Source organism: Butyrivibrio sp. (genome assembly GCF_024699075.1).
In genome coordinates, this window is sequence record NZ_JAILQF010000410.1 from 1 (window position 1) to 15,677 (window position 15,677).

General features: G+C 37.4%; 10 protein-coding genes and 2 pseudogenes. All 12 read right to left on the reverse strand.

Annotation, left to right across the window (positions count from 1 at the left end; translation table 11 throughout):
- Nucleotides 1–934: pseudogene (locus tag K6G87_RS16375) on the reverse strand (hypothetical protein); the annotation flags it as partial.
- Nucleotides 935–955: 21 nt separating this feature from the next.
- Entirely contained in the window at nt 956–1,900 is a 945-nt protein-coding gene (locus K6G87_RS16380) for a macro domain-containing protein (protein WP_296839663.1), read from the reverse strand.
- Between the two features lie 45 nt (nt 1,901–1,945).
- A complete protein-coding gene (locus K6G87_RS16385; RefSeq protein WP_296839665.1) occupies nt 1,946–5,584 on the reverse strand; it encodes a helicase-related protein in 3,639 nt (1,212 codons plus the stop codon).
- A 3-nt stretch (nt 5,585–5,587) separates the two neighbouring features.
- On the reverse strand, nt 5,588–7,414 hold the full coding sequence (locus tag K6G87_RS16390) for a phospholipase D family protein (protein ID WP_296839668.1): 1,827 nt from the start codon (nt 7,412–7,414) through the stop codon (nt 5,588–5,590).
- Between the two features lies 1 nt (nt 7,415).
- On the reverse strand, nt 7,416–8,600 hold the full coding sequence (locus K6G87_RS16395) for a DUF6361 family protein (protein ID WP_296839672.1): 1,185 nt from the start codon (nt 8,598–8,600) through the stop codon (nt 7,416–7,418).
- Between the two features lie 29 nt (nt 8,601–8,629).
- Nucleotides 8,630–11,536 carry a type I restriction endonuclease subunit R gene (locus tag K6G87_RS16400; RefSeq protein WP_296839675.1) on the reverse strand — a complete coding sequence of 969 codons (2,907 nt, stop codon included), beginning with the start codon at nt 11,534–11,536 and terminating at the stop codon, nt 8,630–8,632.
- A complete protein-coding gene (locus tag K6G87_RS16405) occupies nt 11,530–12,096 on the reverse strand; it encodes a restriction endonuclease subunit S (RefSeq protein WP_296839677.1) in 567 nt (188 codons plus the stop codon). Before K6G87_RS16405 ends, K6G87_RS16400 begins: the two co-directional genes overlap by 7 nt.
- Nucleotides 12,054–12,602 (reverse strand): hypothetical protein, encoded by a 549-nt coding sequence (locus tag K6G87_RS16410; RefSeq protein WP_296839680.1) that lies wholly within the window; start codon nt 12,600–12,602, stop codon nt 12,054–12,056. Before K6G87_RS16410 ends, K6G87_RS16405 begins: the two co-directional genes overlap by 43 nt.
- Before the next feature lie 14 nt (nt 12,603–12,616).
- On the reverse strand, nt 12,617–13,222 hold the full coding sequence (locus K6G87_RS16415; RefSeq protein ID WP_296839682.1) for a hypothetical protein: 606 nt from the start codon (nt 13,220–13,222) through the stop codon (nt 12,617–12,619).
- A 42-nt stretch (nt 13,223–13,264) separates the two neighbouring features.
- The gene (gene xerA, locus K6G87_RS16420; protein ID WP_296839684.1) at nt 13,265–14,239 is read right to left on the reverse strand and encodes a site-specific tyrosine recombinase/integron integrase; all 975 of its coding nucleotides are present in this window, start codon (nt 14,237–14,239) and stop codon (nt 13,265–13,267) included.
- A gap of 73 nt (nt 14,240–14,312) precedes the next feature.
- The gene (locus tag K6G87_RS16425; RefSeq protein ID WP_296839686.1) at nt 14,313–15,461 is read right to left on the reverse strand and encodes a restriction endonuclease subunit S; all 1,149 of its coding nucleotides are present in this window, start codon (nt 15,459–15,461) and stop codon (nt 14,313–14,315) included.
- 88 nt (nt 15,462–15,549) lie between these two features.
- Nucleotides 15,550–15,677, reverse strand: a pseudogene (locus tag K6G87_RS19975) (integrase); the annotation flags it as partial.

Below are 15,677 nucleotides of genomic sequence, written 5' to 3' on the forward strand. Positions count from 1 at the left end.
CCTCTACATGATAAGTATTTGTAACAGAACACTGCTCAGCAAATTGAATATGATTTGTCAGCGTCTCCGTAGCCCTGTCTATTGTCAAAACTTCAGCATAATTCCAGGTCACAAATTCATACTCTGCATCTTCCGGTAAATGTTTGGGCTTTATCTTGGTCTCACGGTTGTACTCAAGCTTCAAGTAGTCAATCTTTTCAGGGCATCCATCAAATACAAATAAATCATCTCTGCCAGTAGCTTCTCTGACCATATCAGAAAGTCCCTCAACTCTGTCTCCAGCATTTTCAAGCAAAGGCCCGTTGTATTGAAACTCCTTACCTTCTTCGTTTGTTAAAATCATTTCCCAGGAGCCTACATCCGTCACGCAATAAAGCTCATGTTCCTGCGAAAAACGATTTTCTACCACATCAAACAGATTATTAACAACTCCAACGTCTATCTTAAAGTTTGTCTTTTCTATCTGCCCATTAGCAAAAGATAATCTTGTAAGCCATACACCACCCTCCAAAGTAATAGTAAGATGCTGTTCCGTCTCATCATCTGGCATCGGGCATGGGCCGTAGCAAATACAGTTAGAATCGATGCGGATCTTCTTTAGTTTCCCTTTGAATAAGTACCCTTCTGGAAATCTATCTACACCGTCAATATTGGCATTCTTTTCAGGTATTAAAACACCATCCGCTTCTGGCGGATTGGCATCATATCCCCATTCCTTCAAGATATTTTCAGCCATATCCTCATCAATATCATCAAGCCTTTCCCAGCAACCTCCGCCTAAATAAATAGCTCTGGTATACATATCATCAGGATCATTTGGCTTCGGTGCCAGAATACTCCATTGTTTATCGCCTTTGTGGAGGATTTCAGGAAATCTTCCCTGGGCAGTTCTTATAAGCACATTTTTATACTGACTATCATATTGATAATACATTCCGCCAATCCTCCTTTGCGTTCAGTCTTGTTTCTCACATCTTTCTAACAACGTATCAACCAACAACGCCATGTGGCCATCCGCAACAGATTCACAAATCCAACTGCCCTCGCAAAAATGATCTCTTCTAAAGTGCCATGCAATAACAGCTAAGATTTGTTTTTCCGTAAGATTAGTCAACCATTCCTTTGAAGGATTGGCTAAATCTCTATCAGAAAACTTTCCACCTTCAACCACCTTACCATAATCGGTAATTACCACATTGCTGTCATAGGCCTCTTTCATGCAAACATGTAAAATTTGATACAGCCCATGATGTCCCTGAGGTGGCTGATATACATTATATCTTTCAAAAAACTCCTTTAACTCATCATCCTCATGTATCGCATGAAAAAGAACCTCATATTTTTTGCACCACTGAATTACAGTATTTTCAACCTTCTCATCCCCTACAATTGCTTTAAGAGTTTTCTCTCCAGCCTCAAGAATCCTTTCATCTAAAACAGCGAAGATGATAGTAATATCATAGTCAGAATTATTACAAATAAAATCGTTGCAAGCCTGAATGGCTTTTCTCCATGCGCCATCCAAAGGATAACCAAAAATACCTGCAGATATAAGAGGAAAACCAATAGAATGCAATCCTTTTTCCTTCGCCAAGAGCAATGATTGTTTATAAGCACTATATAAAAGCTTTGGCTCATTGTGTTCGCCATCTGTCCACCGAGGTCCAACAGCATGGATCACATACTTTGCCGGAAGATTAAATCCAGGAGTAATCACAGCATTTCCTGTTTTACATCCCCCTATAGCATTACAAGCCTTTGTAAGCTCTGCTGATCCTGCTTCTCTAAAGATTGCACCACATACTCCACCGCCTTCCCACAACCCTTCATTGGCTGCGTTTACAATGGCATCTGTATCAAGTTTTGTTATACCAATCTTCTTAATCTCTATAGTACTCATCGCACCCTCTTTAATTTTGTATTAGTTATACCTATTACTTTTTTTCTAGATAATGAGAGTTTTCAGCTGCTTTTTCTTCTCAGCTATCTCCTCATCAAGAATATCCATCTTCTGCCTGATTTCAGCTTTCTTCTTGATGTTATCCAAAAAATCAGGATATTCTGATTTAAGGAAACCGCTCTCAAATGCCTGTGGAACTTGAAAGGCCTTTTTTCCAACCTCAAACTCTATAGAAATATGCTTACCATCATATTCCGTCGCAATACCTTCACCAAAGCTCTTATGAGTAATCAGCATACCTACAACTTCGTAATCTTTGATGTCATCTTTTTCAGCTGTCAGCAACTGAAGCTGCTCTTCATAACTATCAAGTTCTTTTTGTAGTATTTCAATTCGAGTCTGTCTCTCTGATTTTTTCTTTTCTTCAATGACAGGCTTTCTTGCACTCATTTTTTCTTTCCATTCTCGATTAGTTCTGATATAAGGGCTAAGATTGATAAAAAGTTTTCTAATATAGTCCTTGTCCTCCATCCCACTTTCGAGAATGTATTCTACAAGTTCTTCCTGCCTTGCTTGTCCCATAGTTAGTCTGTATAACGACAGTACCTTTCTTAGCCTATCGTAATTAACTTCATCCTTGCTGACTGGATACATCGGAATAATTCGTTCTATCTTTACTGCCTGATTTTTCCCCAGACACCAATAAGGAACAAGCTCTGATTGATCTTCTGTACGTATTTCCTCTGCAGCCATAGCAAATAGTTCCTGCCATACATCACTATCAAATTCCCTGTCAAAAAATCGTCCCGCAATATCCTGTCTTATAGCAAGACACTTATATCGATTGATACGTCCTTCTCTCTGCTCAAGATCAATAGGATTACTAGGCAAATTCCAATGCATAATTTTGCGACAATAATGGTGAAAATCCAGACCTTCCTGCCCAATTGAAGTGGTTGCCAAAACAAACGGCCTCATAGGACTGTTAAATGCATTTCGAATACTATCCTTACGATCAACATTCTTGGATTCATTACCTTCGCTTTTAGTAAATCCAACTGCATAATGAGATCTCATGAATGTTCTCTGATATCTTTCTCCATTCATTCTTTTCTTGAATGCCGGAAATGTATCAATTGAATAACTGGCAGAATGAATCTTCAACGCATCAATCATCAGCTCATGTACCTGGCTATTTTTATCTTCTGATAATCCAAAACCAGCACCTTCAGAAACCATATGAACATACTCATCGAGCATTGCACCGAAACCACCATCACAGCAATATCTCAGAACATTTCTCCAATGCCCATCTCCTTCTGAATCCTCGTTATCTCCATAAGCAAGCATAATTGCCGCAGTTGCTTCAGTTGCATTGAAACGGTTGATGAAAACTTTAGCCAATTCCGAAGATTTTCTCAGATCCCCACCATTAGAACGAAATGCGCATACTGCAAATGAACCTATTGCCATATCTGCTAAAACACTCGCCAGATCACTTGGAGCACGTCCCATTTCTCGGTCGGCTGCATTCATAAGAGCATTCATTCTTCTAAGGTGTACTTCCAATCCGGTTGTTCCCGAATCCTCTGTTGTATCATCTGCATCAGGATTTGTATTTATCATTACGTTTATCCATCTACTGACATATTCAGCTCCATCCAGAAGTGCCGGAGCCATATAATACCATTTCTTATCCTCACGAACAGAATCATGCTCGTATTCTTCAAGAATCGGAATTAAAAGATTACTAATCTTAACTTTTAATTCTTCACGAATCTCGCTCAGTGTATATCCGGCATTAAGATAATCAATTGGCTTATACACTTCTGCAAGCGTTTCAGAGGGATAAAGCAAACAGAACATATACATTCCTCTTGGTTCTCCCTTAGAAACATTAAATCGGAGTCTTGCCGTTGGATAACGTAATTTTGCCTCGGTAAAATATTTGTTGTTTTCGGATTTTATCCCTTCGTCATTCGATACTACACCAACTGTTCTTCGTTCTTCTTCATATGAAATCATGCTTCCAATCATCTTAGGCACCATCTCCCATGATGAAAAAACTAGTATCTTTGAAAAGCCTTTACTATCTTTATAAACACCTTCCAAATTGTAATATGGTCTTGAAGGCGGAACCCACATATATAGTTCAGAACGATTATTAAAAATCTGTCGTTTTAGTTCTTCAAGTCTTGCATTATTAGAAGGAATCTCACTGTAGTTTTCGAGCCAGTTACGATTAATCCAAAGATACTTCCCTTTTGTCTTTGAAATCTCTTCCGGATTCTTTTTAATAATCCGTTCTACTCGCTCCTTAACCTTATAGTGATTCATATAAGACATGAGATACGGTGTACTCTTTGCATAGTCAACCAGCAGTGATCTTTCTTCCCCGATATCTTTTAACATCCGCCCCATATCAACAAATGTATGGATATCTCCCTCTGAAATACTAAGTGAATGGTGAACACTGCTATCATCAATATAATCACCTGTATCCATTACAGATATACGCTCTGTACGACACATGAGACCATACATTTCATCTTCTGCTTTTTTCTTAAGATGTAAGACAGCTGCATCACCTTGAATCACTTCTCTAAGCGCTACAGAATAATCCGACCACACTTCAGAAAAATGTTTCATCCTCGTTTTATCATTAAGTAAAAATTCAATAACCTGAAAAAACTCTCTGTAATACTCATCTGGTGAATCAGCTTCCTCAATTTCCTCCATTGTCGAATATAACTTGTATGGCGTTGCGGAAAGCAAGAGTACCTTCAATCCTTTTGTCTCAAAAAACCGTTTTGCAATTACACCGTTTTCCGTCTCTTGTGCCTCAGAATCAATCAAACTTTTGAACCGCTGAAATTCATCCATAATAACAAGATCCGGTTGAAGCATGCTGACACTTATTTCTGCAAACATTCTTCTGAGTTTTTGAAGGACATAATTATTCGAATAGGTTACTTCCTCCCCATTCTTTATTTCCTGTACGTGTTGAATCAGAAGATCATATATATGATTCTTTGAGTCAAATTCTTCAATCTTTTTGATTACGTTACCAGGATACTCTGTTCCTTCATCTTCTAGGAAATTAATCTTCTCGTTATAATGATTTACATACCAATCCCACCAGTTAACCCCCTGAGAAATAAATGAATTAATCTCCGACAACCAATCTTCGAGTGCTGGTATTCTCATTAGAATGGCATACATCAATGCTCGTTCTTCTTTCGTACCTCCACCATTTGTCATACTGAATGATGTACTCGGAGTCAATGGTATCAACTGTGCATAAGATTTATTCTTCTTTGAGGAATACTCCTGTTCTGCAATTTTCAAGTGCTGCATGGACAGTCTTGCATCACCACTATTCCCATCAGGTCTAATATTGAATACATCTAGCTTCTGTATGTTCTGATTAGCGATAACCTGATTCGAACATATATATACAATCTTAAATATGTCATCGTTCTTCTCATATTGAATCAGAGCAGTCTTTGCAATTGCTCCTCTAGCAATAAGAGTTTTCCCTAGCCCCACTTCATCTGCAACCAGGACTCTATTTTGCCCATGACGAAAAAGCTCATCGATTCTTTCAACTGTTGCACACTGAAAGTCTTTAAGCTGAGCCATCGTCTTTTCTTCAATTGAACGAAGATTTTTCTCTAAGTCCATAAGTTACACCTGCTTTATTCCAAGAGTATTACAAAAAACTTCATACATTTCCCTAAATTCCGGAGGTATAATTTCTTCTTCCTCTATAGCTTTAGTAATATACTGTATCTCGCCTAACCTTTCTGGATCAGAAACAGAAGTCTTCAACATTTTTTCATAAACAGCGGGCATTGCACTATTCTGTTCCCATTCACCAAATTCTCCCGATGATTTCTTGTTTTCCAAAAACGACTGAACATAGTCATCACCAAGAATAAACGCGACATACTCAATAAACTGATTCTTTGTCTTTATGACATTCTTGATAATTTCCGCATCTCTTCCTTCTGGTATTCCAGATGTAGGAATCATTATCACTCGATCCAATGTGCAATCATCAATTGTCGCAGACACAACATAAAACTCCGATAACTGTAGCATCTCCAATGAATTAAACTCCATATCTGGCAGTAATTCACTTTCCTTATTACTTCTCAAAGGTCTGATAACAACTCCGTCCATCTTACAGTCGATTTCCACTGATACTCGAACATCAAATTTCCCAGAATTAGCTTCAACTCGCGCGCTCATCTTTATCCGGCATATTTTTTTAATCATCTGCTCAACACTATCCTGAACTGATGTCTCATCAATTTCATCTATATCATCAAGAGAAACCAACTCAAACGGATTTTTCTTTCCTTCACGGTCATCTCCCATGATGTCATCAAGAAATTTTTCACCATTCAACAAACTGTTCTTCGTCCTAAGTCGCAGCATCATTTCCACATTTGAATTAATGGCAGCGTATGATGCGTTCATTGAGCCTAAATATAAATCTGTGGTATTATACTTTCTTCTCACGTAAATTTTGGCGTGAATATCCTGTTTGCCTGATTCCTGTTCAAATTGCTCTTCTCCGTCAGATATCGAACTCTCGCCGTCAATGATATCATCCTTCATTACATAAACATCAAAATTAGAAGCCTTCCCATCAGCTATCTTTGGAAGTTCAGACCTTCGTGTTATTAATGTTCTTGTCGTACCGGTTAATGTCTTTCCAGGATTATTAAAACCTGCTATCACGCTTCCAGTCAGAAAAGGAGACATAACTACCAGCTCGTGGAAGTTTTCCGTAAAAAGCCAATTTGCAGCCATATCATAGCTCCCTGAACCTATGCCAAGAGGCATGATGACGCATTCAGAAAAACCATCTTCTACCTGAAAATTCACCTGCAAAATGGTCTTAATCATGTAAGCAATATCATTGTTTTGTCTTGTAAAATTTACAAGATCTTTGTTCAATTGCTTCTTAAGGAATTTTAAAAATTCCACTATCGGTTCCGCACTCACCTCTCCTGAAGACGAAGTATCACCATCAAGAGCACAAGCAACATCCCAACTGTGATCAAATGTCATGTTCCTACTCATGACTACAAATCTATATTTCTTTTTTCCTTCTTCATTGCTATATTCAAGTAACCATGTTTTCGGATGAAAAGCAGGAAAACGTTTTATCTTCTTATCATACGGTACCGATACTGGGACTACCATCTTTTCAAGAGTCAAGCAGAGTGCATTCGGCTTGGACGGTAGTTTAATTTGCCCAGCTTCACAAAATACAATTATCCTGTCTGATATCTTTTGAAGTGCGCTAAGCATACTGATTGGATTACTAATCAGCTCACTATCGGTATCCTCAATTAATCCTAAAGCTATAGCTACTGCCGTTAAGGTCTCAAGATCAAGTGAATATGTTGTTCCGATAGCATGTTCCAATTTGTAACCAACGGGTGGCATAAGCACTTCGCCGTAGTTTATTCTGTCCCTTGCTGAAGTTGGCTTAAACATCTCACACCACCTCCGCATTCATAATATCTCTAATTATTCTCTTAGCTGGCGTGTATCTATAGTCTAGCCTATCTATTCCTATCCAATTCTGGTTCTTAAATTCTCCAACTCGATTTGTTTTGGCTCTCTTCGGGCCTTTTAATGCAATTTCCCGCTTAACAATAAGATTATCCACCGCTTCGATGTCGTCATCTCTGATTGCATCCTGGACTCTAATCAAAAACGTTTTCAGTTTAAGATTCCTAATGTCCAATTTGTGAAAGATAGCTTTTAGGTCAACCTGACTTCGACGTTTTAAATCCTTTGAATAAAGCTCCCAATTCTCCTGAGCATATTCGTTATTTCCACCGGAAACAATCAGGTTGTATCTTGTAGTGATTATTGATACAAGATTGTTGAAATCATTCGCCAGCTCCATCATATAGCGAAGTTCCTCATCAACAGATTCTTTGATATCCTCTGTAAGTGCACCGAAGGAACTATACTTATCCAGTTCAATATTGTTCTTTAAAACGAACGCAAATAGGCTGTTTCTCTGAGTTGTGATAATTTGAGTTCTCAAGAATGCTGCCTCTCCAGGCAACAATTCAATACTCAGATTATCTCTCCAATCACTATGATATGTATCACCCAAACTCCAAAATTGAATGGAAGTAATATCGCCTGCATCTACATCATCTTTTTCGTTTTCTTCTGCGTCCTTATCTCTATTACCATACGCTTTAGTTTGTTTTAAATTTCTTTGAATAATACTCTGATGTATATATTCCTTAACAGAAAGATCCTCCTTAAAGATTCCAATTCTCTTTATTCCGTTCCAATAGATATTCGAAGGTGTTCTTAAAACCCATGATCTTGGCACTAGACTACCTATAACGCCATCATTGCTTGTTTTTATGAGAATATCTCTGCAGTTGCGTTCCTCACTGTCAATTCTTCTTAGTATTGTGTTTATATCCGAACCATATTTACCATTCCCTGCTTCAAAAAGAACATACGGTACTATAAGAAAATACTTTGCCCTTGTTTGGACAGTGGATGTACCTGGAAAAAAATAATCCGCAAAAGCATCACGAATTGCACCTATTCCCAGTTCATCAACAGCTCCTGGCTCATCCAACAGATGAATCACATTTAAAACTTTATTTCGTTCATCTTTCGAAAAATCTATCCACCCTATTGGCATACAAACACCACTCTTTCTCGCCAATGCAATTAATAATACTGCTCAATATAACTATAAGCCTGATCAAATACTTCCTGGTTCTTAAGCTTATACTTGATCCATATAATGCTACGTAATGCCTTCTTTACTTCCTTTTGGCCCTCAGTAGTATTCTGCCATCCATCAAAACGAACTATTTTAACGATGCCATCAATATCATTAACAATTCGCTCGACAATAATTGGTGTCTTTTCGTTTCTAACACCATTAAACAGTTCAGTAAGTGCAGCCTTACCTTTATCAATTTCTTCTTCAGGTACAACGGTACGCTCAGCTCTTGCAGCTTCACGCGCTAATGAAAGCAACATCTTAAGGAACTCGATACTTCCAATCAGACCTTGTTTATGCTGATCACGTAATTTTTCGAGTTTTTCTCCTAATTCAATATACTTTGGATCTTTGGAGTGTCTTTGAATCATAGCAACCAGATTGATTTCAACCTTCATAGTCGTTTTCTTAATATCTTTCTGAGCTGCAATAAAATCATCAATAAGCTCTGCATCCATCGTAATGATTTCATCCGGTTCTTCCGCTTCTCCTACAATAATGTTCTGATGTACAAGCTCCATTGTTTTTGCACCAAAAGCAGCCCACACTAAAGCTCCACGGCTATCGGTAGGTTTTACTGATTCATATACTTTTGCAAGCCACTTATAGTCATCACGATACTCTGTAAGACATGGATCTGGAGATAAAGCTTCCCATGCACGCGCAAGAACTCTAAAGTATGCCGCAAATCTATCTTTTGCTTTATCATCAGGTAATCTTTCTTGTGCTTCAAGCAATACTTCCCAATCATCTTTACCGATATCAATGCCAGTAAAGTAATCCATACAATCATTTACTAATTGAGGAAGTTTCTTCTTAACCTCTTCAATATTAGTAATAACTTTTTTCATACCTTCTTCATCGAAGTTCAAAGCGTTTGCTACATTATCAAAGATTCCAATATAATCAACAATCAATCCAAACGTTTTACCTGAATCATAGGTTCTGTTTGTACGACAAATAGCCTGTAAAAGATTATGATCTTTCATAGGCTTGTCCAAATACATTACCTGCAAAATTGGCGCATCAAATCCTGTTAAAAGCTTTGCTGTAACAATAACAAGCTTTAATGGTGTCTTTGGATCTCTATAGTAATCAAGAAGCTTACTTTCTTCATCACGATCGCGTCTATAGGCCTTATACTTATCCGCTTTATCATTGTTTGTATCCATAACAATTGTTGAAGCGTCTGGTCCTAACAACTTATCAAGCTCTTCCTTATACATAAGGCAACAATCACGGTCATAAACAACCACCTGTCCCTTATAACCATTAGGCTCTATCTTTTCCTTGTAATGTTTCGCTATATGCTCACAAACTTTCTTAATTCGCTTTCTATCATACATGATAGCCTTCATATTGACTCTGCGTGAAAGCTCAGCCTTATCTTCTTCAGATAAATCTTTTGTCATCAAATCAAATTCTTCATTGATTTTTTCTTTATCTACATGCAGCTCGACTGGCACAGCTTCAAAATTAAGAGGAAGTGTCGCTCCATCACGAATAGAATCCGAGAATGAATACTTACTCATATATCCGCTCTTATCTTCTTCAGCACCAAATGTTCTAAAGGTATTCTTATCTACTCTGTTGATAGGTGTTCCTGTTAAACCAAAGAAAAATGCATTTGGTAATGCCGTTCTCATCTTCTCGCCCAAATCACCTTCCTGAGTTCGATGGGCTTCATCCACCATGAGGATGATATTGCTGCTCTCATTTAAGCATTTATCTACATCACCAAATCTGAATATTGTAGTGATGAGGATTTTACGCATATCACCTTCAAAGAACTTTATAAGTTCTTCTTTTGTACGGGCAGCTGCCATGTTAGGTATGTCAGATGCATTGAAGGTAGCTGTAATCTGTGTTTCCAAATCCAATCTGTCATCAACAATAACAACTGTTGGATTCTTCAATTCCGGAATCATTCGAAGCTTATATGCTGCAAATACCATAAGCAAAGATTTACCGGAACCTTGGAAATGCCAGATAAGACCTTTCTTTGGATATCCGGCCTTAACACGCTCAACTATAAGGTTTGCACCTTCATACTGCTGATAACGGCAAATAATCTTATATTTTCTGTATTTCTTATCCGTTGCAAACATAGTAAAGAACTGGAATATATCCATTACCTTCTCAGGCGTAATCATGTCTACAACACTCTTCTGCACTGAAATAAGCGTACCTTCTGTTTTGTCATCAGGAGTATGCCATGGTCCCCACATATCAATAGGCATATTGACAGAGCCATACCTATAACACTTTCCTTCAGATGCAAAGTTGAATACATTCGTTACAAACATCTGAGGAATACTCTTCTCATAATCTGCAATATCCCTTGCTCCGTCTAGCCAAGTAATTGCATCACGGAAAGGAGTCTTAAGCTCACCAATAATAAGTGGAAATCCATTTACTAATAAAACTAAATCAAGACGCTTACCACCTTCTCTTGTAGGAAAGCACCACTGGTTTGTTACAACATACTCATTCAAAGCAAGGTTTTCCCTTGTCATAGTTCCGAAAAAACGAATAGGAACCATTCTTCCATCCTTGCCAAATGGAAAAGAATTCTCTTCAAATACCAATTTCTTGAATGTTTCATTCTGTGCTATCAGATTATGTGGTTGGGCCGATAATATCAAAGACCTAAGCTTATAAATAACTTCATCAGCACGACTTGGTTCTTCTGCTATTTCCGGATTTAATCGTATAAGGGCATCTTTAACCATGGATTCAACCATAACTTCTGAATCCTGGCGCGGCATCTTATCTGCCGGAATATATGTCCATCCATTTTTTTGTAAAACAGATATCAGCATCTGTTCAATAGTGTCTTCGTTTAGCATAAAAACCTCCTCGTAACATTACATATATATTTTGATTTATCGCTCTGTTCCAAAAAATCCGCATATTGTTTTTGTTCATCCATTGACGGAACTGGAACCATAAGTCTTCCTACCAAATCCTTGTTTAGATTCTTTACAACACTACCGGCTGCCATAGATTCAAATGACGATGATGCATAGCTACTTGAGAGTAACGCATATAGATATTTCTTGTTAAATATATCCTGCTCATCTCTCAAAACAAGCCATCCATCGTGTATATATCCATCTATAGTCAGAATGTAAGGACGGCCAAAGCTCATAGAATTACTTAGAAGAAAATCGCCTGGCTTAACGTAACGTGATTTTTTTGTACCTTCAGGTTTAATTTTTTCTTTTGTGTTCGTGATATAAATAGAACCTTCCTCTGCATCACCTATTTTTATCCAATTAACGCCGTCTTCCGACTCAGTTATATAATCTGCTATTGGTCTTGGCGATCCCCCTCTTTCAATAAGTAATAGTTCTGATAACGGTCTTAAATCATATCCTTTTGAATTCTTACATAAGTCTCCAAACATCTCGATAAATTGAGATTTGAAATAATCTCATCATCAAATTTTGATTTATCGCTCTGTCGTACAAACTGCTCATAAGCCAATTGTTCATCCACTGGCGGTATTGGTATTTCAAATGAATGAACAACCTTATCAGTCACTGCAGGATAATTAGCCCCACTCGCCTGACTTACCATTGAATCTGTGAAAGGCTTGCTATTAACTACTCCCCACATATAGCCTGTTGTCACTCCTGTACATCTAAGTATACAAAAACCTGTTGAACCAACCACATTCTCATCAGAGCATCTGTTAATTGCTATATTCTGAAGATTTGGACGAACCGTAGAATAAACTATATCATCCTTTTTCAAAACATACTGTGCCCTAGATGGTGCTTTGCTAACTTCATAAGTAGTTAAGCCAACAACATTTTTGGATATATTATCTATAGATGAAATATCTAAATATTGTATTTCGTCTGTCTTATCAAACTTTTTTGATACACGTGTAATACTTTTTTCAATCACTTCACCTATAGTTTTTACTGGATATCCCTTTCCATAAAACATCTCGATAAATTGAGATTTGAAATAATCTCATCATCAAATTTTGATTTATCGCTCTGTTCTGCAATCTCAGCAAATCGAATCTGAGCTTCCATATCTGGAATGACAACATCAAGATTTCCGATTGCTTTTGCTGACGGCAAATGTACCAGTGCAGTATTTCTCGTCTTTGAAACTAAGTAGTCCAAAATGAACAGACTCCAGTATGTTTCGAAGAACCTTGGTACTATACGTTCTTCATCCAATCTCAAGCTGAGCATTGATGGAGATATAACGCCTGGTTCCATTGCATCATCTAAACGTATATATTTCCCTAATGTCCCATCACATGTAATTAAATATTCTCCAGGAAAAGCCTCAAATCTATGCATCTTACTATCATAGTATTCTTTAGAAATATAGTATTCTCCAAGCGTTTCATCTTGCTGTATTGCGTTTACCTGAACGTATACTTTATAAGTGTCTGGTCCCTTCTCAACAAATAAAGCTTTTTTCATATCGCTGCCGAATGGTCCTTTTAGCATTTTTAAAGTAAAGTCCGCAAACTTACCATTTACAGGCCATCCTTCAGAAAAAGGCAATCCAAACATCTCGATAAATTGAGAATTGCAAACAAATTATAACTATCCAATGAACCTCCTATGTGACTCTTTTACATTATTTTGATTAACCATTGCATACTGCAATGTAGTATCTATACTCTGGTGCCCTAGCAGCTGCTGAACCTGTTCTATTGGCATACCTTTGTCTATAGCAACTGTTGCTAAGGTCCTTCTAAACTTATGCGGATGAACCTTATGCAAGTTCAGTTCTCTTCCTATTTTTCTAAGTCTTATTTCCACTCCACTAATTTGAAGTCTATCAAATGGCTTTAACAACGATACAAATAATGCATCATTGTCATCTTCCCTTTCGGAAATATATCGCTGAAGATGTATTTTTGTGCGAGCGTCAAAATAAACCTTTCGTTCTTTATTTCCTTTTCCAAATACAATACATTCTCTATTCTCAAAATCTATATCATTTCGATTTAGCTTTACCAATTCACCAACACGTATTCCTGTTGAGGCCAGCAAATCAATCATCGCTAAATCTCGTGTATTATCACAATGATCTCTCATTATCTCTAATGATTCATCCGTATACGTTTCTTTAACCGTTTTCCCCGTCTTAACTTTATGTATTCTTCTAACAGGGCTCTTTACAATGTAATCTTCATCTTCTAGCCATGCAAAAAAACTTGATAGTATTCGCCTCACATTATCAAGCGTTACCTTACTAACAGTCCCGCGCTTTTGGTATTCATCTAAATATAGCCTTAAGTCCTCCGTTGTTATTAAACATTCAGACTTATCTATGCTCTCAATCATATTACGTATAGTAGACTCATAATATCTTAAAGACTTATCTGAGCATCCTTCTACACGTTTTGCGGAAATAAACATCGGTAACATATTCCCTTGCAACTCCTTTGAGTCATCCACTGTCTCCAGTGGCAGTAATCTTTGTTCAAGTACTCTCAAAAGAATCTCCATTTGTCCTTTATCCAATGTCAACGATAAGTCAGCTTGGATTTCTGCAATAACTTGTTTCATCATGATTGTTTCCTCCTTTTCATTCCTCCGTTTCCGGTGTTTCCACGAGCCGGAGGAAACTTCATGACCTTATTTATTAGCCAATGTTGTCCATTATTATCCTTTTATATGTAGCTGTTAGTTCTGCTATAGATTGTTCTAGTTCAAATTTTGATTTATCGCTCTGTTCCACCAGCGCGACATATTTTTCTTGCATTGATATTGGTGGTATATAAATTGGCATAGTTTTTAGCTTTTTTAAAATAACTCTTTTTATTGCTGTTCCAGTAATATACTCACTTTCAACTGCCTTCAAAACTTGTCCAGACATAAGATATTCCCTCATAAAACGCGGAACCATTTTTGCTTTATCTGGACGGAGAATCGCTATGGAAGATAATACTGCTTGCTCTCTTTCATCCTCAATTACAAAGGCCGTCTTAAAATAACTACCATCCTTTGCCACCAAAACATCTCCCACTTTAGGAACGCATCCATTAGCTACCATTTTGGCATATTCTTCCTCTCCTATAAGCTTGCAGTCCCCATAATCAAATCCTCGCTCCGTCATATCTTTAACAGTAAGCATCGGATAAATTCCATTTGTATCCTCTTTAGGACTGTAGTGCGAACCATCAGTCAGGTAAGTACAAATCTCATCCAGTGATTGTATTTGCCATCTTTTTTCATTCTGAAAGGGTACACCAAACATCTCGATAAATTGAGACTTAACAAGCTGATCCGTTGTTTCTAATAACTTTTTATAAGCATCTAACGTGTTATTTATTGACCATAATACCTCTGCTAATCTCTTCTGCTCTTCCAACGATGGCAGTTCAAACTCAAGGCCCTTAAGATCACGCCAATTAATAGTTGGCGATAGTGATCCGACAGATATTTTTATAGCAGCATCCAAAAAATAATCAGAGCTAATAAACAAAGGGAAAAAATCTTTATCTATAACTTCTTCTTTTGGTCTTAACACCATTCCATGTGCTGAAAAAATTCCATCAAAAGGTGCAATCGCTACCTTCTTTTGATATGCCCTTCTTTTACCAAAAAGAACATCACCTTTTTTCATTAACAGTTTTTCGCCTATTGGAGCAACATCTGAACCGAATCTTGTAACCTTAAGGCTTCCAGAATCTAAATGTTCCAACCCCAAGTAAGTATATTTATCTTCTTCTACAGGTTTTTTCTTTGTTGTGCTGTTAATAGCAATTTCATCAAATCGATATTTAGGCATAAATCAATCCTCCCATTAGAGGATGAATTATGAAATTCTTCAAGCTATGATTAAGCCCGATAAATTGAGAATTGCAAACAAATTGTTTCTACCCAATGAATCTCCTATGTGATTCTTTTACATTGTTTTGATTAACCATTGCATACTGCAATGTAGTATCTATACTCTGGTGCCCTAGCAGCTGCTGAACCTGTTCTATTGGCATACCTTTGTCTA